Source organism: Pseudomonas sp. NPDC089996, from assembly GCF_044748405.1.
Classification (GTDB): domain Bacteria; phylum Pseudomonadota; class Gammaproteobacteria; order Pseudomonadales; family Pseudomonadaceae; genus Aquipseudomonas.
In genome coordinates this window covers 517,477-536,374 of record NZ_JBIVGA010000002.1, presented here as the reverse complement: position 1 = coordinate 536,374, position 18,898 = coordinate 517,477, and the positions used below count along the sequence as shown (strand labels likewise).

Genomic DNA, 18,898 nt, shown 5'->3' with positions numbered 1-18,898 from the left:
GTCCTTGGGTTCAGTGACGGTGTTCGCGGGTGACCCCGGCGTCGTAATGGCTGACCACCTGCTGCCAGCCGGCAGCGATCAGCGCGGCTTGGCCCAGGTCGTCCGGAAGCACGGCGGCGCTGTCGCGGCGCAGCCAGACGTCGACTTCGCTGCTGCCAGCGTCGGGCAGAATCATCAGGAAGCTGCCCGCCACCTGTGGCGCCTGGCTGCGGCCCAGATAGGCACCGCTCGGCAGCCACTGCCAATGGTGGCTGCCACGGCTCTGGCTGCCGGCGTCGACCACGAACGGTGGCAGGCCCTCCTCGGCCAGGGCCTCGACGCCAGGCGTGGCATCGCTTTCCTCGCGCAGCATCTGGATTTCGTCGAATGCCACGCGCAGGTCGGTATAAATGCCTTGTTCGGCAGCTGTAAGGTCGCGGCGGGCGTCGATCTGGTGGCTGGCGATGGCCTGCTCGTCCTCGCGCTCGCCGCGCAGCAGGACCACGCTGGCCGCCAGGGCGATGATCAACAGGCTGATCAGCAGCACGTACAGCGTTTCGTGCCCGGCTCCGGCCGGGCGCACTACCTGGGTATGGCTCATGCCTGGGCCACTCATGGTTGCGCGATGTCGGCGTAATCGACTTCCACCACGTGGCCCGGGCCTGCATCGAACAGCACGTAGAACTCGCCGTCGGGGCGTTTGAAGGTCAGGGTCGAGTCGTCACCGAGCTTGCCGCCAACCAGTACTTGCTCGTCGTAGCCGATCACATCGAGGGTCACCCCAGCGGCGCCACTGCCATCGGAAAAACCGCCGGTGCATTTGACCTGGCCGCCTGCGACCTCCTCGCACTCGCACATCGGGTTGTGGGCCAGGGCCGGGCCTGTGGCCAGTACCAGCAAGGGCAGGGCGAGCCTGCGCATCAGGTGTTTCATGGTTTGCCTCCTTGTTTTGCGAGCCAGGCGACAGTGGCCGGCGAAGCCTTGGCCAGGGGGACGGAGGCCTGGTGCATGCTGCCGTCCCAGCCTTCGAGGGTGATCCAGATCTGCGCATCGGCCCGGGTGCGCGGCGGTATCGGCAGGTTGGTAACCATGCGGTATGGCGCACCGAAGAAGATGGTGCCGGCTGCACGGAGGCTGCGTGGCTTGCCGATGCGCAGGTAGACCGCTTTGACATCGTCGATGCAGGCCTTGCACAGCGCCGCGTTGAACAGCTTGAAGTGGCCGGCAGGGCCATCGGTGCGCGGTGCTTCGTCACGCAGTTCGGCAAGGTCGAGGCTGTACGGGCCGACCTGGATGCCGCTGATCGGGTTGGCGCCTAGCCCGGCATCGCCGCGAAACAGCTTGGCATCGGCAAAATACTTGGGCATGAAGCCCAAGGGGATGAGGATCAGCAGGATGTTCAAGTGAAAGCGCCACTTCAGCCACCACTGCTTGAGTGGGCGTGCGGGCAGGGCTTGGGCCTGGCTCATGGGCGGACCTCCAGGGTGGTTTCGCGGCTTGTGTCACGGGGGGCACGTTCACTGCGCTTGAGCGCTGCGGCAGTGGCCTGGGCGGTGCGCTTGGTCCAGATCAGCAGCCCACTGAACACCATCAGGGTCAGGACCAGGCCAAAGAAGAACCAGATCAGCTTGATCGGCAGGCCACCGAAGTCGCCGGTATGCAGCGGGCGCATGGACTCGGTGAAGAACTCCAGGGCGGAGCGGTCGCTGAGCAGGAACTGGCTGTCGACCTGGCGGGTATAGGGGTTGACCGACGCACTCTGGAACATCAGTGGATACCAGCCACGCCCGCCCATTTCGATGTGGCTGTAGGCGGTGGCTGGCAGCGAGATGGAGGTGATGTCCAGGCTCGGGATGGCCAGGTTGGCGATACGCGCGGCCTCGTCCACGTCGATGCGCGGCGCCGGGCTGCCATCCGCGGTTTGCGGCACTTGCTCACGGGCGATCACCGGAACGATGGGTTCGCTGGAAATGGTGATCTGGTTGTCGAACAGGATCGCCCGGGTCAGGAACCAGATGCTGGTGATGGATATGACCGCGATGAACCAGATCGACCAGACCCCGGCCAGACGATGCACGTCGCCCCAGAAGATGCGCGGGCCATGGCCGGTGCGTACGGGTTTGAAGAAGCCTTTCCAGAACTTCTTGTACACCACCAGGCCAGTGACCAGCGACGCCAGCATCGGCAGGCCGAGCAGCGAAACCATGTACCAGCCCCAACTGAAGCCATTGGTGAAGGGCACCAGCCACCAGCCATGCAGGGCCCGGGTGAAGGCCTCGAAGTTGAAGTCGGGCATCTTGCCCTGGATGGCACCGGTATAGGGGTTGACGTAGAGCATCGGGCTGGAGCCGTCTGGCAGGGTGACTCGCGCCGTCAGCGCGAAGTGCGAGCCGTCCGGCTGGCTGAGCGAATTGACGGCCATGTCCGGCTCAGCCTTGTGCAGAGCATCGAGCACTTGCTGGAAGCTCAGGCGTTCGGTGTTGTCGTCGGGCTTGCTGGCACGCACATCGGGGTTGGCCAGCCAGACGATCTCCTGGCTGACCACGGCCAGCATGCCGGTGAAGCAAACGATCAGCACGAAGAACCAGATCGGCAGGGCGAGCCAGCTGTGGACCAGGAACCACAGCTTGGACTTGGATTTTTTGGGTGATTTGGCCATCGGTCCGTCTTCTGAAAAGGGGGCGAGCATAAGCCCAACCAAAAGGGGCTGCTCTTATAAGGACGAATGAGAATGGAAATCCTGCCAGATTAAATGCAAGCAAATGTTTCAGAGGGTCGCAAACGCCGACAGGGCGCACATGGCGCCCTGTCGGTGGGGGCTGGATGATTCAGGCGCTGGTCAGCGCCACAGCAGGTTTGGCGTTACCGTGCTGGCGTGCCAGGTCCTGGTACAGCGACTGGCCGATTTCCGCGGCACGCGATGGCAGCACCGAGAGCAGGGTGTCACTCAGGCCATGGCTGTTTTCGCAGAACCCTTGCAGATACACCGAAGCCTGCATGTCCGGGTTGGCCAGAACCCGGTAGTTGCGGTCGACGCTGAAGTCTTCCACATAGTTGGCCAACGGCGCCAGCAGATCGCGGTGCGAACGGCGCTCGTAGCCAGTGGCGAGAATCACGGCGTCGTAGCGGTGGGTCTGCTGCTGGCCGGTGGCCAGGTCGCGCAGGGTCAGTTCGATGCCGTCGCGGGTAGCCACCACGGCTTCGATCTGGCGGCGGCACAGCACGTTGTGGCGGAACTGGTGGGCGACCTTCTGGCGATAGAGGATGCCGTAGATGCGCTCGATCAGGTCGAGATCCACGACCGAATAGTTGGTGTTGTGGTACTCGCCGACCAGTTTGGCGCGTTGGTCGGCCGGTTCGTTGTAGACCAGGTCGGTATAGTCCGGCGAAAAGATTTCGTTGACGAACGGGCTGTCATCGGCCGGCTTGAGGGCGGAGCCGCGCAGCACCATGTCGACCTTGACCGACGGGTAGCTGTCGTTGAGGTCGATGAACGCCTCGGCGGCGCTCTGGCCCGAGCCGATCACGGCGATGCGCATCGGTTTGCCGGCCGTGCACGGCAGCTTGTTCAGGCTGCTCAGGTACTGGGAGTGGTGGAAGACCCGCGGATCGTCCCTGAACGCGCCGAACTTTTCGGGAATCTTCGGTGTGCCGCCGCTGCCGACCACCACCGAGCGCGTGCGCCGGCTGACTTCGCGGCCTTGCGTATCACGGGATATCAAGCGCAGGTGCTCGACGCGCCCGGCCTTCACTTCAGGCTCGATACGCAGCACTTCTTCGCCATACACCGCCTGGGTGGCGAAATGCTCGGCGGCCCAGCGCAGGTAATCGTTGTACTCCAGGCGGCAGGGGTAGAAGGTGCCGAGGTTAATGAAGTCGGCCAGGCGCTGCTTCTGGTGCAAGTAATTGACGAAGCTGTACGGGCTGGTCGGGTTGCGCAGCGAAACCAGGTCCTTGAGAAACGAGATCTGCAGTTCGCTCTGGGTGGCCAGGGTTTCGCCGTGCCAGCGGTATTCCTTCTGCTTGTCGATGAACAGCGCATCGAGGGCGTGACCCTGGCTCTGGGCGAGTTCTTCCAGGGCGATGGCCAGGGCCAGGTTGGACGGGCCGAAGCCCACGCCGATCAGGTCCTTGATAGTTTCCGGGTGTGCAGACTGGCTCATGGCTGCGATTCCATAATGGGTCGAATGTGGGCGCATGCCGGGCAAAGGCGTCTGCGCTTGTACATGGGTTGGAACGAGCCAGCGCAAGCGTAATTTACTGCCCGGGAGGGTGCCTGCGCTCAGGCGGGCCTAAAGGTTTGCACCTGCCGGCCGATACGCATGCCAACTCAAGGACCCATTGCAAGGCAGGGAGAATGACATGGTAGGTATCGCAGCAGTCAGCATCAGCAGCGCTTCGGCCCAGGCGGCCAGCACCCTTCAAGCCAGCGACGGTGAAAAGACCGAGGCGGGCAGCTTGACGCTGCAGGTCGACACGTCGAAAGTCCGCGGTGGCGGGCAGGCCCAAGCGGCAGGTGGGGCTCAGGAGAGCAGCGAGAGTTCGGAGCCTGCGCACATCAGACAGCTGCGCGAGATGATCAAGAAGCTGCAGCAGCAGATGGCGGAGGAGCAGAAGCAACTGGCCAGCCTGATGGCGCAGAAGGGCGACGACACCGCCAAGATGACAGCGATCACTGCCAAGCAGGCCAGCATCGCCACCCTCAGCGGCCAGATCATGACGGCGAACGCGCAGTTGCTCAAAGCGCTGCAGGAAGCCGGTGGCAGCAGTGCCGGCAACGTGGTCGACACCCAGGCCTGAGAAGGCCTGGCGCTGTACTTGTGGCCTTCTCAAAATTTGAAAAGCGTACGCGCTCCCACAGGGGTGGCGGCGCGTCAGCGAAGGTTACTCCGACGCCAGGCGCGCCTTGTTGTGCTTGTCCGACTTGTACTGCATGGCCACTGCCGGTGCCGGCTTGGCCGCGCCGGTCTCCAGCCACTGGCGCATGCGGGTGGCGTCGGCGAAGTGGGTGTACTTGCCGAAGGCATCGAGGATGACCATGGCCACCGGGCGGTTATCCATCTTGGTCAGCAGCACCAGGCAGTGGCCGGCCTCGTTGGTGAAACCGGTCTTGGTCAGCGTGATGTCCCAGTTGCTCTTGTTCACCAGATGGTCGGTGTTGCGAAAGCCCAGGGTGTAGTTGGGCTTGCGGAAGGCCACGGTCTTTTCGCGGGTGGTCGACAGCTCGCTCAGCATCGGGTACCTGCGCGATGCCATCAGCAATTTGGCGAGGTCCTGGGCGGTAGAAACGTTGTGCGTCGACAGGCCGGTCGGTTCCACATAGCGGGTGTGGGCCATGCCCAGGCTGCGAGCCTTGACGTTCATCGCCTTGATGAAGGCCGGGTAGCCGCCCGGATAATGGTTGGCCAAGGTAGTGGCGGCGCGGTTTTCCGACGACATCAGGGTGATCAGCAGGGTTTCCCGGCGGTTCAGCTCGCTCCCCAGTCGCACGCGCGAATACACGCCTTTCATGTCCGGGTTGTTGGCGATGGTCATGGTGAGCATTTCATCCATCGGCAGCTTGGCATCCAGTACCACCATTGCCGTCATCAGCTTGGTCACCGAGGCAATGGGTACCACGCGGTCGGCATGGCTCGAATACAGTTCCTGGTTGGTATTCAGGTCGATCAGCAGGGCGCTGCCAGACGCCAGGTGCAGCTTGGAAGGGTCGCGCTGGACCTGGGCCGGGGGTTGTGCAGCAGCGGTCGACGGAAGGGTCGCAGTACCTGTGAGCAACAGCAGCAGGCTGAGGATGGACAGGGATGTTTTCACGTTGAGGCTCACTAAAAGTTGGTATGTCGTTGGCTGTGCAAGGGTTTTCCCCCAAAAAACCGATGCATTGTGGAGTATGGCTGAAGTGCTGTCGATTGCTCGTTGAGCCACCTTCCAGAAATGAAAAAACCTTCATGCTGTATCGGTTTTCCTGGCTCCGTTCGTCGGTTCGCTTAGGCAAAAAAAGACCCGCCATTCGGCGGGCCAGAAGGGGGAGGGAGCAACGCACAACACATTGGGTCAAGCGATCAGGCAATCGGCCTGTAGCTGTTCAGCCAGCGCCTGGGCCGAGGCGCGAGTTGCCAGCGGGCCGCTGACGGCTTCGCCATTGCTGACCAGGTACCAGCAGGCCAGCAGGCCTTGCTCGCGCAGGGTGACAGGGACGGCAGTGCCGACGACGGACATGATCTGGATAGTGGCCATGGGGACCTCCTGTGAAACATGGCCCTACCTTACGCAGCAGCCGACGGGGTTTGAAATCAACTTGCTCAATAGTGCTCATCAGTTTTATCAACGATCACCAGCGCGGCGGCCCGTAATACACCGGAGGCGGGCCGTAGTACGGGCGATACGCCGGCGGTGGCGGGGCGGGCACGTAGTACGGCTGGTAGTACACCGGCTGTGGCGGGGCCTGCACATACACAGGCGGTGGCCCATAGTAGGTGGGCTGGCGTTCGACATAGACCGTGCGGTCGCGGCCGCCATATACCGTCGCCCCGACCACGGCCCCGACCACGGCAGCGCCGAGCAGGGGGCCTGGGCCATACCAGCCATGGCCGCCGCCGCCATGGGCAGAAGCTTGCCCGCTGATGGCCATGGCACCGACCAGCAGGGCGATTCCGGGGAGATGACGGTTCATGAGACTTCCTCGCAAGGTAACCCCACGCTTGGGGCCTTATTACTATGACTCCGGTCTCTGTCAGCCAAGCGCAGGGAAGGGTAAAGGTTGTGTAAGGGACGACAAGTGGTCGCATCTGGTAGGCTGAAAAAACGATTCAGTTATGAAAAAGGAGCAGGTTATGGCGACAACTCCCAGCAGAGACACCGTGCTGTGCATATCCCTTGCCGGACGGCCTGGCACCTTCGGCGTGCGTTTTCATAATCACCTCTACCAACAGCTCGGGCTGGACTACTACTACAAGGCCATGAGCACTGACGACCTGCCGGCTGCGGTGGCCGGCATCCGCGCACTGGGCATTCGCGGCTGTGGCGTGTCGATGCCTTACAAGGAAGCCTGCTTGGCACTGGTCGATGAAATCGATCCGTCGGCGGCGGGGATCGAGTCGGTCAATACCCTGGTGAACGACGCGGGTCATCTGAAGGCCTACAACACCGATTACCTCGCCGTGCGGCAACTGCTCGAGGCGCACCAGGTCGACCCTGCCACCGCAGTCGCCTTGCGCGGCAGTGGCGGCATGGCCAAGGCCGTGGCCAGTGCGTTTCGCGATGCGGGCTTCGGCGAGGGCATCATCGTCGCTCGCAACGAGCAGGCCGGGCGGCAGTTGGCGGATGTCTGTGGTTATCGCTGGGTGGCGGAGCTGGGCGACCTGTGCCCGCCGATGCTGGTGAACGTGACACCGATCGGCATGGCGGGCGGCCCGGAGGCCGAGGAACTGGCATTCAGCGAGAACGCCATTGCGGCGGCCGAGCGGGTGTTCGACGTGGTGGCGATGCCGGCGCGCACGCCATTGATCCGGCGGGCCGAGGCGCTGGGCAAGCCGGTGATCACCGGGCTGGAAGTGATCGCGCTGCAGGCGCTGGAGCAGTTCGTGCTGTACACCGGGGTGCGGCCGACCCGCGAGCAGGTTGATGCTGCAGTCGCCTATGCACGGGATGCCTGATCTGCACCGATCTTTTGTGGGAGCGGCCTTGCGTCGCGAAAGGGCTGCGCTGCAGCCCCAGCGATATATGCATCAAGGCTGATATCCTGGGGCCGCTCTGCGGCCCCTTCGCGACGCAAGGCCGCTCCCACAAAGTCCGTGCAAGTCTTCAGAAGGCCTTGTGCCCCTTGTCCAGCTGCTCGTCGACCAATGCCCGGCCATGGGCCAGCGACACGTGTTGAGCGTTCTCAAGGTCCGAGAAGAACTTCATCGGCATGGCCATTCGCTTGCTGGTGTGCCCTTGTGGATCGGTGATCAGGCAGCCGGCGGCATAGGGCAGGGGGGAGTCGGGGTGGGGCATCACGCTGGCGGTGATGGTGTGGTCGCGGTATTCACAGTGAAGAGATTGCATCGTCCTTTACCTCGCTGTGGCATGTGAAGCTGTTACCTTCATATACCACAGCAAGGGGCCAGGAGTTCCCGGCCCGACGAGCGCGAGCCGACGGCTGTCAGCCCTTCAGTTCAGCCGGCTGGATCACTTCCACCCAGTAACCGTCCGGGTCCTTGACGAAGGCCAGGTGGTTCATGCGACCGTCCTGCAGGCGCTTCTGGAACGGCACCTCGAGTGCCTCGAAGCGCGCACAGGCCTCGCGCACGTCCGGCACCGAAATGCAGATGTGGCCGAAGCCGCGTGGGTCGGTGTTGCCGTTGTGGTAGGCGAACTCGGGGTCGTTCTCGGTGCCGTGGTTGTGGGTCAGTTCCAGCACGCCCGGAATCGACTTCATCCACTGGTGGCGCGCGGCGTCGTCGGCAGGGATCTGCGCCGGGTCGACCAGGGCCAGGAAGTACAGGCTGAAGGCTGCTTCAGGGAAGTCGCGCTTGTCGACCAGGCGGAAGCCCAGCACACGGGTGTAGAAGTCCAGCGATTTCTCGATGTCCTTGACCCGCAGCATGGTGTGGTTGAAGACGAACTGGGCGGTGGCGGCGTCTGGCTGTGCGGTGACGCCAGGCAGGGTTTGCAGATCGTGCAGGCTCATGGGTACTCCAGAGACGGGGCTGGCACCCAGGTGCCAGCGAAAAGACAGGCAGCCATGATACGGCAGTGAAGCGTTTGCGCAAATGAAAGCGCCCTGCTCGGGGGAGCAGGGCGCCGGAATTAGAGGCCCGCATGTGCGGGCGCGTGATGGGGTCGCTAGTCCTTTAGCTGTCTCGATACTGCTGCAGCCGTTGTGAAAAAAGTGTGAAGTGGGTGTTGATGTTTCATTGCCGTACCCAGCTTTCCACGGTAGCGGCCCCGTACTGTTCTTTCCACGCCTTGAGGCCACGGTGGTTGCCACCTTTGGTCTCGATCAATTCGCCACTGTGCGGGTTTTCGTAGACTTTCACCACGCGCGGGCGGCGCTGCTGTTTTGTTGCAGTGGCAGTGCCGCGGGCTACCGCCTTCGGGTCGAGGATGGCGATGATATCGCGCAGACTTTTGTCATAGCTTTTCATCAGGCCGACTAGTTTCTGCTCGAATTCGATTTCGCGTTTGAGGCCGGCATCCTTTTTCAGCGCCTCCAGTTGTGCCATCTGTTCCTGGAGCGCTTTTTCGGCAGCACGAAACTCTGCAAGTCTGGACACTGTAATCACTCCTGTACGTATTCCGTGGCAGGGCGCGACGAACATTGACAAGGACTAAACGCCCGCCACGCGGGTGGGTAAACCTGTTCGCTGACATCGAGTGTAGACACTTGCAGGAATTCGGTAAACCGCAAACTTTTTATAAGTAAGGCGGGAACTTTCCAAGTTTTCCGGACGGTAATTCAGGCGCTGTTCAGCGCCGCCTGCCCGGGCTTCTAGACCATGGTCCAATGGCCCGGAACAGAGCGTCTGGGTGATCATTTCAGATGATGATCGGCTGATGTTCTGCCGCGACGCATTCGCGTAACGCAGGTGCGTCACGATTTGTTTTTTTGCCTTTCTTGTGGATGTTCCCTCGCATGTTTTCCCCCCTTCCTCTCGCCCCCGGGCGCCGTGTTGTCGGCGTGTTCCTGTTGTGTGCCGGTGCCCATGCCCAGGCCGCCGGTTTTCTTGAAGACACTCGTGCCAGGGTCGAAGCACGCAATGTCTATTTCAACCGAGACTTTCGTGACGGCCACAGCAGTTCCAGCCAGGGTGCGTCAAAGCGTGAAGAGTGGGCGCAAGGCTTCATTCTCAATGTGCAGTCGGGTTATACCCAAGGGCCGGTCGGCTTTGGTGTGGATGCACTGGGCATGATCGGTTTCAAACTCGACTCCAGCCCGGGCGACAGTAACAGCGGTTTGCTGCCGTCCTCTGGCCGTGACCCGCGGCACGCCGCCGACCAATACGCGAAGATGGGCCTGGCGGGCAAGGTCAGGGTTTCCAATACGGTGTTGAAGTACGGCTCGATGATGCCGGATGTGCCGCTGTTGAAATACAACGATGGTCGCTTGCTGCCGACCATGTTCCATGGCGCGATGCTGACTTCTGAAGAATTGCGCGACCTGAAGTTCACCCTGGCTCGCCTGAACAAGTACACCGCGCGTGATTCCACCGATCGCCAGGATATTCGCGTGCATTGCAAGAACAAGCGCTATGCCTGTGATATCGAGGCCGACCACTTCGACCTGGCCGGGCTGGATTACCGTTTCAATGACCAGCTCAGTGCCCAGTATCAAGTCGCCAAGCTGGAGAACATTTACCGCCAGCACTTCCTGGGCCTGGTCGCCAGCCAGCCGCTCGCGGTCGGCAGCCTGTCGGCAGACCTGCGTTTGATCAAGAGCGATGATATGGGCAATGCCCGCGCCGGCGAGATCGACCACCGCGCCTTCAGTGGCATGCTCGGCTACAGCCTGGGTGGGCACAAGCTCAGCGCCGGCTGGCAACGCATGTATGGCGAAAGCGCCATGCCGTACCTCGATGGCAGCAATCCGTACCTGGTCAACTATGCCCAGGTAAACGATTTCGCCGCTGCCCAGGAGCGTTCCTGGCAACTGCGCTACGACTACGATTTCAAAGCCCTTGGCGTGCCCGGCCTGAGCTTCTTCACCCGTTACATCAACGGCGACCACATCAAGGTCCCGGGCAGCAACGCCGAAGGCAAGGAATGGGAGCGCGACACCGAACTCAAGTACCAGGTGCAGAATGGTACCTTCAAGGATGTCAGCGTGCGCCTGCGTAACTCTACCTACCGCAGCAACTACGAGCAGTGGGCGCGTGACATGGACGAGACCCGGGTCATCGTCAGCTATAACTTCTCTATTCTCTAGCTCACAGGCCGGGCACCGCCATGAAAGACTTGTTGCTGATCGGCATAGGCCCGGGCGATCCACGCCAGATTACCGTCGAAGCAATCGATGCATTGCGCAGTGCCACGGTGTTCTTCGTGCTCGACAAGGGTGGCGGCAAGGATGAGCTGGTGCGCTTGCGCAAGGCCATGCTTGAACGCTACCGGCCAGAGGGCGGCTACCGCCTGGTGCAGGTGGCGGACCCACAGCGCGACGCCCGGGCTGCGGATTATGCAGGCGCGGTTCACGACTGGCACCGCCAGCGTGCCGCGCTGTATGCGCGGTTGATCAGCGAAGAGATGGGCGCCGAGGATATCGGCGCCTTCTTGCTGTGGGGCGAGCCGGGCCTCTACGACAGCACCTTGCGCATTCTCGAGCGGGTCCGCGACCGCGGCGTGGCGCTGCGTTTGCGGGTGATCCCGGGTATAAGCAGCGTGCAGGCCCTGGCGGCGCGGCACCAGGTCCCCCTCAATCGCATCGGCGAGCCGCTGACCGTACTGCCAGGGCGGCGCCTGGCCGAGCACGGGCAGGTGGACAACGTGGTGGTGATGCTCGACGGCCAGTGCGCGTTTGCCACCTTGGAGGATCCGGCGCTGATGATTTACTGGGGCGCTTACCTGGGCACCGAGGATGAGGTGCTGATCGCCGGGCCTTTGCAGGCAGTCAAGGCCCATATTCTTGAGGTGCGCGAGCGCGAGCGGGCGCGCATGGGGTGGATCATGGATACCTACCTCCTGCGGCGGGAGCTCTGAGGTGGGTTGCTGTGCGGGCCTCTTCGCGGCTAAAGCCGCGAAGCAGGCGCCGCCGGCTTCAAGGTGTACGCAGTATCTCACTCACCTTGTCGCGCAGCTGGTCGATGGAGAACGGCTTGCCGATCAGGTACATGCCCTCGGGCACGTCGAAGCTCTCGGCATAACCGCTGGCAAACAGCACCGGCAGCAACGGCCGCACCTCACGTGCCTTGGCCGCCAGCGCTTCACCGCGCATGTCCGGCAGGCCCACGTCGGTTACCAGCAGGGCCAGTTTCTGGTCGGCGTCCTCGATCACCCTCAGCGCCGCCGCGGCATTTCCCGCTTCGAGGGTGCTGTAGCCCAAATCGTCGAGCACTTCGACCATCAGCATACGGACGATGTCGTCGTCTTCGACTACCAGAAGTTGCATGGTGGGTTTCCTGTTTAAAAAGTCATGTCCCTACTCTGTGCGCCAGGCAGTGACAGAAGTTCCCGAGGATACCGACTGTGGCATTTCGATGGAACGATTCTGACACCCAGCCTTCAAATACTGGCTAAATGCCCTGCCGAAGCGGCTCAAGCGGGTTAGAATCGCTTGTTGACCGGCAAGCGCAGCGGCAGCCGATAACAGGCTTCAGCCGCCACACTTTTCAATGGACTTTTTTCGCGCGGGCGTTTTCAGATGATTCAAGCAGCCTCGATGGACCAGCAAAGCTTCCGCAAGCTTTTGAGCCGCAATATCGGCCTGCCCCTGGCAGTGGGCCTGCTCGGCGCCGTGGCGTTTGTCGCGGTGATCAACTACCTGCTTTCGGCCATGCAGTGGGTCGAGCACACCGACCGGGTGATCGGCAATGCCAACGAAACGGTCAAGTTGTCGATCGACATGGAAACCGGCATGCGCGGTTTTCTGATCACCGGTGATGAACGCTTCCTCGACCCCTACGAGGTGGCCAAGCCGCGCATCCTCAGCAGCCTGCAGAGCCTGCGCGGCATGGTCGAGGACAACCCGCAGCAGGTCGAGCGCATCGACCGGCTGGTCGCCCTGCAGCAGGCCTGGAACGATTTCGCCAACGAAATGATCAAGCTGCGACGGGGCGCTGGCGACTATCAGGCTTCGATTGGCAATGGCCGCGGCAAGCGCATCACCGACGAGATCCGCAAGGAGTTCGACGGCCTGATCGCCACCGAGCAGCAATTGCGCATGGCGCGCAACGAGAAAGTCAGTTCGGTCACCGTCACTGCCATTTCCGCTTTTGTGCTGCTCATCGTCGGCCTCAGTGCCTTGCTCGCCTACTTCGGCCGACGCGATCTGCTGGCGCTGTCGGGCAGCTACACCGACAACCTGCAGGCGCAGCAGCGCGCTGCCGAGCGCCTGGAGCACCAGGCCTGGTTGCGCAACGGGCAGACACAACTGGCCCAGCAGGTGCTTGGGCAACTGACCCTGCCGATGCTGGGTGACAACATCCTGCGCTTCTTTGCTGCCTATCTGGGTAGTGTGGTCGGTGCGCTTTACGTGCGTGACGAACATGGTCGCCTGGTACGCGTGGCCACCTATGGCCTGGACGCCAACGAGCAGGCGCGCGAACAGGTACTGGGTGACCACCATGGCCTGCTGGGCCAGGCCGTGCGCGAAAACCGCCTGCTGCGCCTGGACGATTTGCCGGAAGATTACTACCACCTCAGTTCCGGCCTGGGCAGTGGCCTGCCGCGCAGTGCAATGCTGATGCCGGCCAGTGATGAGGGCCAGATCAATGGGGTGCTGGAATTGGGCTTCCTGCGCCCTATGCAGGAACGTGACGGCGAATTCATGGAGCGGGTTGCCAGCAATATCGGCACTTCCATCGAAAGTGCCCGTTATCGGCAGCGCCTGCAGGAAGTGCTGGCCGAAACCCAGCAGCTCAATGAAGAACTGCAGGTCCAGCAGGAAGAGCTCAAGACCGCCAACGAAGAACTCGAAGAGCAATCACGGGTGCTCAAGGAATCCCAGGCTCACCTGGAAACCCAGCAGGCCGAGCTTGAGCAGACCAACGAGCAGTTGTCCGAGCGCACCGACGCCCTGGACCGCAAGAACGACGAGCTCAGCCAGGCCCAGGAAGAGCTGCAGGCCCGTGCCGACGACCTGCAGCGCTCGAGCAAGTACAAGTCCGAATTCCTTGCCAACATGTCCCACGAGCTGCGCACGCCGCTCAACAGTTCGCTGATCCTCGCCAAGCTGCTGGCCGAGAACGGCGAGGGCAACCTCAGCGCCGAGCAGGTCAAGTTCGCCGAGTCCATCTACTCTGCCGGCAACGACCTGCTGAACCTGATCAACGATATTCTCGACATTGCCAAGGTCGAGGCCGGCAAGCTCGAAGTGCGGCCCGAAAGCACCCAGCTCGAGCGCCTGGTCGAAGGCCTGCGCGGCATGTTCCTGCCGCTGGCCGAACACAAGGGCCTGGGTTTCGAGGTCACGGTCGAAGCCCGGGTGCCGGCCACCGTGTTCACCGACCGCCAGCGCCTGGAGCAGATTCTCAAGAACCTGCTGTCCAATGCCATCAAGTTCACCGAGCGCGGCCAGGTCAGCCTGAACATCGGCTACCAGGCCGGCAGCGGCATCATCTTCTCGGTGCGCGACAGCGGCATCGGAATTGCCACCGACCAGCAGCAGGCGATTTTCGGCGCCTTCCACCAGGTCGACGGCACCAGCAACCGCCGCTACGGCGGCACCGGCCTGGGCCTGTCGATCTCGCGCGACCTGGCGCATTTGCTGGGCGGGCAGATCAGCGTCGACAGCAGCCCCGGGCAGGGCAGCGTGTTCAACCTGATCATGCCGGAACGCTACGAGTCGCAGGGCGAGGAGATCGAGGCGCTGAGCTTGCGCCCGGCGGTCGATAGCTTGCCGCCGGCGCCGGCAATTGCCGCGCCGGCCGTATCCAAGCGCCCGGTCCCGACATTCAGCGATGATCGCGAGCGCGCGCCGTTTGGCAACCGCTGCATCCTGGTGGTCGAGGACGAGCCCAATTTCGCCCGTATTCTCTTCGACCTGGCCCATGAACTGGGTTACAGCTGCCTGGTGGCACAGAGCGCCGACGAGGGCTTCGAACTGGCCGAGCAGTACATTCCCGATGCCATCCTGCTGGACATGCGCCTGCCCGACCATTCCGGCCTGACCGTGCTGCAGCGCCTCAAGGAGCTGACCACCACCCGGCACATCCCGGTGCACATCATCTCGGTGGAAGACCGTGTCGAGGCCGCCATGCACATGGGCGCGGTGGGCTATGCGGTCAAGCCGACCAGCCGTGAAGAACTCAAGGAAGTCTTTGCCCGACTGGAAGCCAAGCTGACCCAGAAGCTCAAGCACATCCTGCTGGTGGAGGACGACGACCTGCAGCGCGAGAGCATCGCCCGCCTGATCGGCGACGACGATGTCGAGATCACCGCCGTGGCCATGGCCCAGGACGCGCTGGCGCTGCTGCGCGAAAATATCTACGACTGCATGATCATCGACCTCAAGCTGCCCGACATGCTCGGTAACGAACTGCTCAAGCGCATGACCGCCGAAGACATCCGGTCCTTCCCACCGGTAATCGTCTACACCGGGCGCAACCTCACCCGCGAAGAAGAGGCCGACCTGCTCAAGTATTCGCGCTCGATCATCATCAAGGGCGCGCGCTCACCCGAGCGGCTGCTCGATGAAGTGACGCTGTTCCTGCACAAAGTGGAATCTCAGCTGTCCCATGAACGCCAGCGCATGCTCAAGACCGCGCGTAGCCGCGACAAGGTGTTCGAGGGGCGCAAGGTGCTGCTGGTGGACGACGATGTGCGCAACATCTTTGCCCTGACCAGTGCCCTGGAGCACAAGGGGGCCATCGTCGAGATCGGCCGCAACGGGCGCGAAGCCATCGAGCGTCTGGAGCAGCACGATGACATCGACCTGGTGCTGATGGACGTGATGATGCCGGAGATGGACGGCTTCGAGGCCACCCGCCTGATCCGCCAGCAACCGCGCTGGCGCAAGCTGCCGATCATCGCCGTCACCGCCAAGGCGATGAAGGATGACCAGCAGCGATGCCTGCAGGCCGGCGCCAATGATTACCTGGCCAAACCGATCGACCTGGACCGCCTGTTCTCGTTGATCCGCGTGTGGCTGCCGCAACTGGAGCGAATTTGACTAGCGAGCGCAACACCGACATCGAGATCCGGCTGCTGATCGAGGCGATCTACCTCAAGTACAGCTACGATTTTCGCAATTACTCCGGCGCTTCGATCAAGCGCCGGATCCTCCACGCGCTGCGTCAGTTCGACTGCCTCACGGTGTCAGCGCTGCAGGAGCGGGTGCTGCACGACCCGGGCATGTTCATGCAACTGCTGCAGTACCTGACGATCCCGGTCAGCGAGATGTTCCGCGACCCTGGCCACTTCCTCGCACTGCGCCATGAAGTGGTGCCGCTGCTGCGCACCTGGCCGTCGATCAAGGTGTGGATTGCCGGCTGCAGCACCGGTGAAGAGGTGTATTCGATGGCCATCCTGCTGCGCGAGGAGGGCCTGCTCGAGCGCACCATCCTCTACGCCACCGACATCAATCCGCACTCGCTGGACCGCGCCAAGCAGGGTATCTACTCGATGCAGAGCATGCGCGAGTACGAAGAAAACTACCGGCTGGCCGGTGGCCGTCGCGACTTTGCCGAGTACTACACCGCGGCTTACGGCAACGCCATCATGGACAGCAGCTTGCGCGACAACGTGACCTTCGCCGACCACAGCCTGGCCACCGACAGCGTGTTTTCCGAAACCCAGCTGGTGTCGTGCCGCAATGTGCTGATCTACTTCAACAAGGACCTGCAGGACCGTGCCCTCGGCCTGTTCCATGAGTCCTTGTGCCACCGCGGCTTCCTGGTGCTGGGCAGCAAGGAGTCGGTGGACTTCTCGGCCTACAGCGACCGGTTCGAGCCGCTGGTCAAGCCCGAACGGATCTACCGCAAATCATGAACGGCGTGCGCGCGGTGGTCATCGGCGCCTCGGCGGGTGGCGTCACGGCACTGTTCACGGTGCTGGGTGCATTGCCCGCCGGTTTCGTCATACCGGTGCTGTGTGTGCTGCACCTGCCGGATGACCGCCACAGCCAGTTGGCCGAGGTGTTGCAGCGGCGTCTGCATCGGCCGGTGCGCCAGGCCTGCGACAAGGAAGCCATTGCCCCGGGCCAGATCTACGTGGCCGGGCCGAGTTATCACCTGTCCGTCGAAGCCGATTTCAGGCTGTCGCTGAGCCAGGAGGAACCGGTGCATTTCTCGCGCCCGGCCATCGATTTTCTCTTCACCTCGGCGGCCGATGCCTACGGCCCCGGGCTGCTTGGCGTGCTGCTCACCGGGGCCAACGAAGACGGCGCCCAAGGGCTTGCCTATATCAAGAACAGCGGCGGCCGGACCGTGGTCCAGGACCCCCGCGACGCACAGGTGGCGCTGATGCCGGAGGCCGCCCTGGCCCTGCACCAGCCCGACCTTATCCTTTCTCTGAGCGGTATCGGGCAATTGCTCGCTACCCTGGAACCCAGCGCATGCTAAGCCACACCCCTGCCAAACTGCTGATCGTCGACGACCTGCCGGAAAACCTGCTGGCCCTCGCTGCCCTGATCCAGGGCGAAGACCGTGAGGTGCATCAGGCGCAGTCGGCGGAGGCGGCCTTGTCGCTGTTGCTCGAGCACGAGTTCGCCCTGGCCATTCTCGACGTGCAGATGCCGGGCATGAACGGCTTCGAACTGGCCGAGCTGATGCGCGGCACGGAAAAGACCCGCAATATCCCGATCGTCTTCGTCACCGCCGCCGGGCGTGAGATGAACTATGCCTTCAAGGGGTACGAGAGCGGCGCGGTGGACTTTCTGCACAAGCCCCTCGAAACCTTGGCGGTGAAGAGCAAGGTGTCGGTGTTCGTCGACCTGTACCGCCAGCGCAAGGTGCTCGACCGGCAGTTGCAGGCGCTCGAGCGCAGCCGCCAGGAGCAGGAACTGCTGCTGGCCCAGTTGCAGGTGGCACGTGGCGAACTGGAGCATGCCGTGCGCATGCGCGATGACTTCATGTCGATCGTTTCCCATGAGGTGCGCACGCCGCTCAACGGCCTGATTCTGGAAACCCAGTTGCGCAAGATGCACCTGTCCCGCGGCAGGCTCGACGCGTTCAGCCCCGACAAGCTGCAGGCCATGGTCGAGCGTGACGAGCGACAGATCAACAGCCTGATCCGCCTGGTCGAGGACATGCTCGACGTGTCGCGCATCCGCACCGGCAAACTGTCGCTGCGGCCCAGGGCGTTCGACTTGAGCCAGCTGGTGCGCGGCCTGGTGGAAAACTTCACGGCCCAGGCCACGGCGTTGGAGACGCACATCGAGCTGCAGCGCTGCGAACCCTTGCAGGGGCAATGGGACGAGTTTCGCATCGAGCAGGTGCTGGCCAATCTGTTGTCCAATGCCTTGCGCTATGGCGAACGCCAGCCGGTGCAGGTGCGCGTGTTCGAGCAGGATGGCATGGCCTGGGTGCAGGTGCAGGATCACGGCATCGGCATCAGCGTCGCCAACCAGCTACGGATCTTCCAGCAGTTCGAGCGCGTGGCCACCCAGCAGGCCAGCGGCGGGCTGGGGTTGGGATTGTATATCTCCGAGCAGATCGTCCAGGCCCATGGCGGACGCATCCACGTGGAAAGCGAGGAGGGCAAGGGTGCCACGTTCAGCCTGCAACTGCCGCTGGCGGGCGCAAGCGAACAAAACGACCAGCTGCGGGCAACCTCTGCGTAAGCCTGGTGTCAGATGGCCAACTGTATGAATTTCAAGGCATTGTCATGAGTGAAGATGCACAAGATGTGGTGCTGGTGGTCGAGGATGAGCCGGCCATCCGGATGATCCTGCGCGATTACCTGGCAGGTGAGGGCTACCACGTGCTGGTGGCCGAGGACGGTGAGGAGGCGTTCGCCATTCTGGCGAGCAAGCCGCACCTGGACCTGATGGTGACCGACTTCCGTTTGCCGGGTGGCATTTCCGGGGTAGAGATTGCCGAGCCTGCGGTGAAGTTGCGACCGGACTTGAAAGTGATCTTCATCAGCGGTTATCCGGCAGAGATCCTCGAGTCCGGCAGCCCGATCGCGCGCAAGGCGCCGATCCTGGCCAAGCCGTTCGACCTCGATACCCTGCACGAGCAGATCCAGGCCCTGCTGCGCTGAGCGCACAGGCAGAGCGATCGCCATGTGGGAGCGGCCTTGCGTCGCGAAAGGGCCGCGCAGCGGTCCCAGGATCCCAGCGTCACTG

The 18,898-nt window shown here is 62.7% G+C and carries 21 protein-coding genes; 9 read left to right on the top strand and 12 right to left on the bottom strand.

All coding sequences use genetic code 11. The annotated features are described in order from the left end of the window. Nucleotides 1-10: 10 nt before the first annotated feature. The 5 genes from ACIPW4_RS05345 to ACIPW4_RS05325 form a co-directional block, all read right to left on the bottom strand. Nucleotides 11-580, bottom strand: coding sequence for a DUF6162 family protein (locus ACIPW4_RS05345; protein ID WP_400655513.1), 570 nt, complete (start codon nt 578-580; stop codon nt 11-13). A gap of 11 nt (nt 581-591) precedes the next feature. Next, nucleotides 592-912, bottom strand: coding sequence for a hypothetical protein (locus tag ACIPW4_RS05340; RefSeq protein ID WP_400655510.1), 321 nt, complete (start codon nt 910-912; stop codon nt 592-594). Next, nucleotides 909-1,448, bottom strand: a complete 540-nt coding sequence (locus ACIPW4_RS05335) for a thiamine pyrophosphate-binding protein (RefSeq protein WP_400655508.1) — start codon at nt 1,446-1,448, stop codon at nt 909-911. The genes ACIPW4_RS05340 and ACIPW4_RS05335 overlap by 4 nt, the downstream gene beginning before the upstream one ends. Then, a complete protein-coding gene (locus tag ACIPW4_RS05330) occupies nt 1,445-2,638 on the bottom strand; it encodes a PepSY-associated TM helix domain-containing protein (protein ID WP_400655506.1) in 1,194 nt (397 codons plus the stop codon). Before ACIPW4_RS05330 ends, ACIPW4_RS05335 begins: the two co-directional genes overlap by 4 nt. A 169-nt stretch (nt 2,639-2,807) precedes the next feature. After that, nucleotides 2,808-4,142, bottom strand: coding sequence for a lysine N(6)-hydroxylase/L-ornithine N(5)-oxygenase family protein (locus ACIPW4_RS05325; protein WP_400655505.1), 1,335 nt, complete (start codon nt 4,140-4,142; stop codon nt 2,808-2,810). 199 nt (nt 4,143-4,341) lie between these two features. Between ACIPW4_RS05325 and ACIPW4_RS05320 the strand changes: the two genes are divergently transcribed. After that, nucleotides 4,342-4,779 (top strand): hypothetical protein, encoded by a 438-nt coding sequence (locus ACIPW4_RS05320; protein ID WP_400655504.1) that lies wholly within the window; start codon nt 4,342-4,344, stop codon nt 4,777-4,779. 84 nt (nt 4,780-4,863) lie between these two features. Here ACIPW4_RS05320 and pbpG read toward each other — a convergent pair whose 3' ends face one another. The 3 genes from pbpG to ACIPW4_RS05305 form a co-directional block, all read right to left on the bottom strand. After that, nucleotides 4,864-5,790 (bottom strand): D-alanyl-D-alanine endopeptidase, encoded by a 927-nt coding sequence (pbpG, locus tag ACIPW4_RS05315; protein ID WP_400655502.1) that lies wholly within the window; start codon nt 5,788-5,790, stop codon nt 4,864-4,866. Between the two features lie 240 nt (nt 5,791-6,030). Beyond that, a complete protein-coding gene (locus ACIPW4_RS05310; RefSeq protein WP_152956113.1) occupies nt 6,031-6,213 on the bottom strand; it encodes a hypothetical protein in 183 nt (60 codons plus the stop codon). Between the two features lie 94 nt (nt 6,214-6,307). Beyond that, the gene (locus ACIPW4_RS05305) at nt 6,308-6,649 is read right to left on the bottom strand and encodes a hypothetical protein (protein WP_400655499.1); all 342 of its coding nucleotides are present in this window, start codon (nt 6,647-6,649) and stop codon (nt 6,308-6,310) included. Nucleotides 6,650-6,809: 160 nt separating this feature from the next. Here ACIPW4_RS05305 and ACIPW4_RS05300 point away from each other — a divergent pair, with 160 nt between their 5' ends. After that, a complete protein-coding gene (locus ACIPW4_RS05300; RefSeq protein ID WP_400655497.1) occupies nt 6,810-7,631 on the top strand; it encodes a shikimate 5-dehydrogenase in 822 nt (273 codons plus the stop codon). Between the two features lie 148 nt (nt 7,632-7,779). Here ACIPW4_RS05300 and ACIPW4_RS05295 read toward each other — a convergent pair whose 3' ends face one another. The 3 genes from ACIPW4_RS05295 to ACIPW4_RS05285 all read right to left on the bottom strand — a co-directional run bounded on the left by ACIPW4_RS05295 (nt 7,780) and on the right by ACIPW4_RS05285 (nt 9,233). After that, a complete protein-coding gene (locus ACIPW4_RS05295) occupies nt 7,780-8,022 on the bottom strand; it encodes a hypothetical protein (RefSeq protein ID WP_400655495.1) in 243 nt (80 codons plus the stop codon). A gap of 97 nt (nt 8,023-8,119) precedes the next feature. Continuing rightward, a complete protein-coding gene (gene gloA / locus ACIPW4_RS05290) occupies nt 8,120-8,647 on the bottom strand; it encodes a lactoylglutathione lyase (RefSeq protein ID WP_400655493.1) in 528 nt (175 codons plus the stop codon). Between the two features lie 223 nt (nt 8,648-8,870). Continuing rightward, on the bottom strand, nt 8,871-9,233 hold the full coding sequence (locus ACIPW4_RS05285; protein WP_400655491.1) for a histone-like nucleoid-structuring protein, MvaT/MvaU family: 363 nt from the start codon (nt 9,231-9,233) through the stop codon (nt 8,871-8,873). Nucleotides 9,234-9,592: 359 nt separating this feature from the next. Between ACIPW4_RS05285 and ACIPW4_RS05280 the strand changes: the two genes are divergently transcribed. Both ACIPW4_RS05280 and cobF read left to right on the top strand, forming a co-directional pair. Beyond that, nucleotides 9,593-10,882 carry an OprD family porin gene (locus ACIPW4_RS05280; RefSeq protein WP_400655489.1) on the top strand — a complete coding sequence of 430 codons (1,290 nt, stop codon included), beginning with the start codon at nt 9,593-9,595 and terminating at the stop codon, nt 10,880-10,882. Between the two features lie 20 nt (nt 10,883-10,902). After that, the gene (cobF, locus tag ACIPW4_RS05275) at nt 10,903-11,652 is read left to right on the top strand and encodes a precorrin-6A synthase (deacetylating) (protein WP_400655488.1); all 750 of its coding nucleotides are present in this window, start codon (nt 10,903-10,905) and stop codon (nt 11,650-11,652) included. A gap of 58 nt (nt 11,653-11,710) precedes the next feature. On the opposite strand, the gene ACIPW4_RS05270 is transcribed toward cobF, so the two are convergent. Next, complete coding sequence (locus ACIPW4_RS05270; protein WP_400655485.1) at nt 11,711-12,061, bottom strand: response regulator; 351 nt, start codon at nt 12,059-12,061, stop codon at nt 11,711-11,713. 252 nt (nt 12,062-12,313) lie between these two features. On the opposite strand from ACIPW4_RS05270, the gene ACIPW4_RS05265 reads away from it, so the two are divergent. The 5 genes from ACIPW4_RS05265 to ACIPW4_RS05245 are packed head-to-tail and all read left to right on the top strand — an operon-like array spanning nt 12,314 to nt 18,813. Further along, nucleotides 12,314-15,781, top strand: a complete 3,468-nt coding sequence (locus ACIPW4_RS05265) for a response regulator (protein ID WP_400655482.1) — start codon at nt 12,314-12,316, stop codon at nt 15,779-15,781. Then, nucleotides 15,778-16,599: a CheR family methyltransferase gene (locus ACIPW4_RS05260; RefSeq protein WP_400655481.1), complete on the top strand. Its 822-nt coding sequence runs from the start codon at nt 15,778-15,780 to the stop codon at nt 16,597-16,599. Before ACIPW4_RS05265 ends, ACIPW4_RS05260 begins: the two co-directional genes overlap by 4 nt. Further along, nucleotides 16,596-17,171 (top strand): chemotaxis protein CheB, encoded by a 576-nt coding sequence (locus ACIPW4_RS05255; protein ID WP_400655478.1) that lies wholly within the window; start codon nt 16,596-16,598, stop codon nt 17,169-17,171. The genes ACIPW4_RS05260 and ACIPW4_RS05255 overlap by 4 nt, the downstream gene beginning before the upstream one ends. Further along, nucleotides 17,165-18,391, top strand: coding sequence for an ATP-binding protein (locus ACIPW4_RS05250; RefSeq protein ID WP_400655476.1), 1,227 nt, complete (start codon nt 17,165-17,167; stop codon nt 18,389-18,391). The genes ACIPW4_RS05255 and ACIPW4_RS05250 overlap by 7 nt, the downstream gene beginning before the upstream one ends. A 44-nt stretch (nt 18,392-18,435) precedes the next feature. Continuing rightward, on the top strand, nt 18,436-18,813 hold the full coding sequence (locus ACIPW4_RS05245) for a response regulator (RefSeq protein WP_110632390.1): 378 nt from the start codon (nt 18,436-18,438) through the stop codon (nt 18,811-18,813). Nucleotides 18,814-18,898 lie beyond the last annotated feature (85 nt).

What these genes read in the sequence shown, in the direction of transcription:
- gloA (WP_400655493.1), bottom strand. Translation starts at nt 8,647, where the DNA reads ATGAGCCTGCACGATCTGCAAACCCTGCCTGGCGTCACCGCACAGCCA.
- ACIPW4_RS05310 (WP_152956113.1), bottom strand. Translation starts at nt 6,213, where the DNA reads ATGGCCACTATCCAGATCATGTCCGTCGTCGGCACTGCCGTCCCTGTC.
- ACIPW4_RS05270 (WP_400655485.1), bottom strand. Translation starts at nt 12,061, where the DNA reads ATGCAACTTCTGGTAGTCGAAGACGACGACATCGTCCGTATGCTGATG.
- ACIPW4_RS05340 (WP_400655510.1), bottom strand. Translation starts at nt 912, where the DNA reads ATGAAACACCTGATGCGCAGGCTCGCCCTGCCCTTGCTGGTACTGGCC.
- ACIPW4_RS05250 (WP_400655476.1), top strand. Translation starts at nt 17,165, where the DNA reads ATGCTAAGCCACACCCCTGCCAAACTGCTGATCGTCGACGACCTGCCG.
- ACIPW4_RS05330 (WP_400655506.1), bottom strand. Translation starts at nt 2,638, where the DNA reads ATGGCCAAATCACCCAAAAAATCCAAGTCCAAGCTGTGGTTCCTGGTC.
- ACIPW4_RS05245 (WP_110632390.1), top strand. Translation starts at nt 18,436, where the DNA reads ATGAGTGAAGATGCACAAGATGTGGTGCTGGTGGTCGAGGATGAGCCG.
- ACIPW4_RS05255 (WP_400655478.1), top strand. Translation starts at nt 16,596, where the DNA reads ATGAACGGCGTGCGCGCGGTGGTCATCGGCGCCTCGGCGGGTGGCGTC.
- ACIPW4_RS05300 (WP_400655497.1), top strand. Translation starts at nt 6,810, where the DNA reads ATGGCGACAACTCCCAGCAGAGACACCGTGCTGTGCATATCCCTTGCC.
- cobF (WP_400655488.1), top strand. Translation starts at nt 10,903, where the DNA reads ATGAAAGACTTGTTGCTGATCGGCATAGGCCCGGGCGATCCACGCCAG.
- ACIPW4_RS05295 (WP_400655495.1), bottom strand. Translation starts at nt 8,022, where the DNA reads ATGCAATCTCTTCACTGTGAATACCGCGACCACACCATCACCGCCAGC.
- ACIPW4_RS05265 (WP_400655482.1), top strand. Translation starts at nt 12,314, where the DNA reads ATGATTCAAGCAGCCTCGATGGACCAGCAAAGCTTCCGCAAGCTTTTG.
- ACIPW4_RS05345 (WP_400655513.1), bottom strand. Translation starts at nt 580, where the DNA reads ATGAGCCATACCCAGGTAGTGCGCCCGGCCGGAGCCGGGCACGAAACG.
- ACIPW4_RS05280 (WP_400655489.1), top strand. Translation starts at nt 9,593, where the DNA reads ATGTTTTCCCCCCTTCCTCTCGCCCCCGGGCGCCGTGTTGTCGGCGTG.
- ACIPW4_RS05335 (WP_400655508.1), bottom strand. Translation starts at nt 1,448, where the DNA reads ATGAGCCAGGCCCAAGCCCTGCCCGCACGCCCACTCAAGCAGTGGTGG.
- ACIPW4_RS05320 (WP_400655504.1), top strand. Translation starts at nt 4,342, where the DNA reads ATGGTAGGTATCGCAGCAGTCAGCATCAGCAGCGCTTCGGCCCAGGCG.
- ACIPW4_RS05305 (WP_400655499.1), bottom strand. Translation starts at nt 6,649, where the DNA reads ATGAACCGTCATCTCCCCGGAATCGCCCTGCTGGTCGGTGCCATGGCC.
- ACIPW4_RS05325 (WP_400655505.1), bottom strand. Translation starts at nt 4,142, where the DNA reads ATGAGCCAGTCTGCACACCCGGAAACTATCAAGGACCTGATCGGCGTG.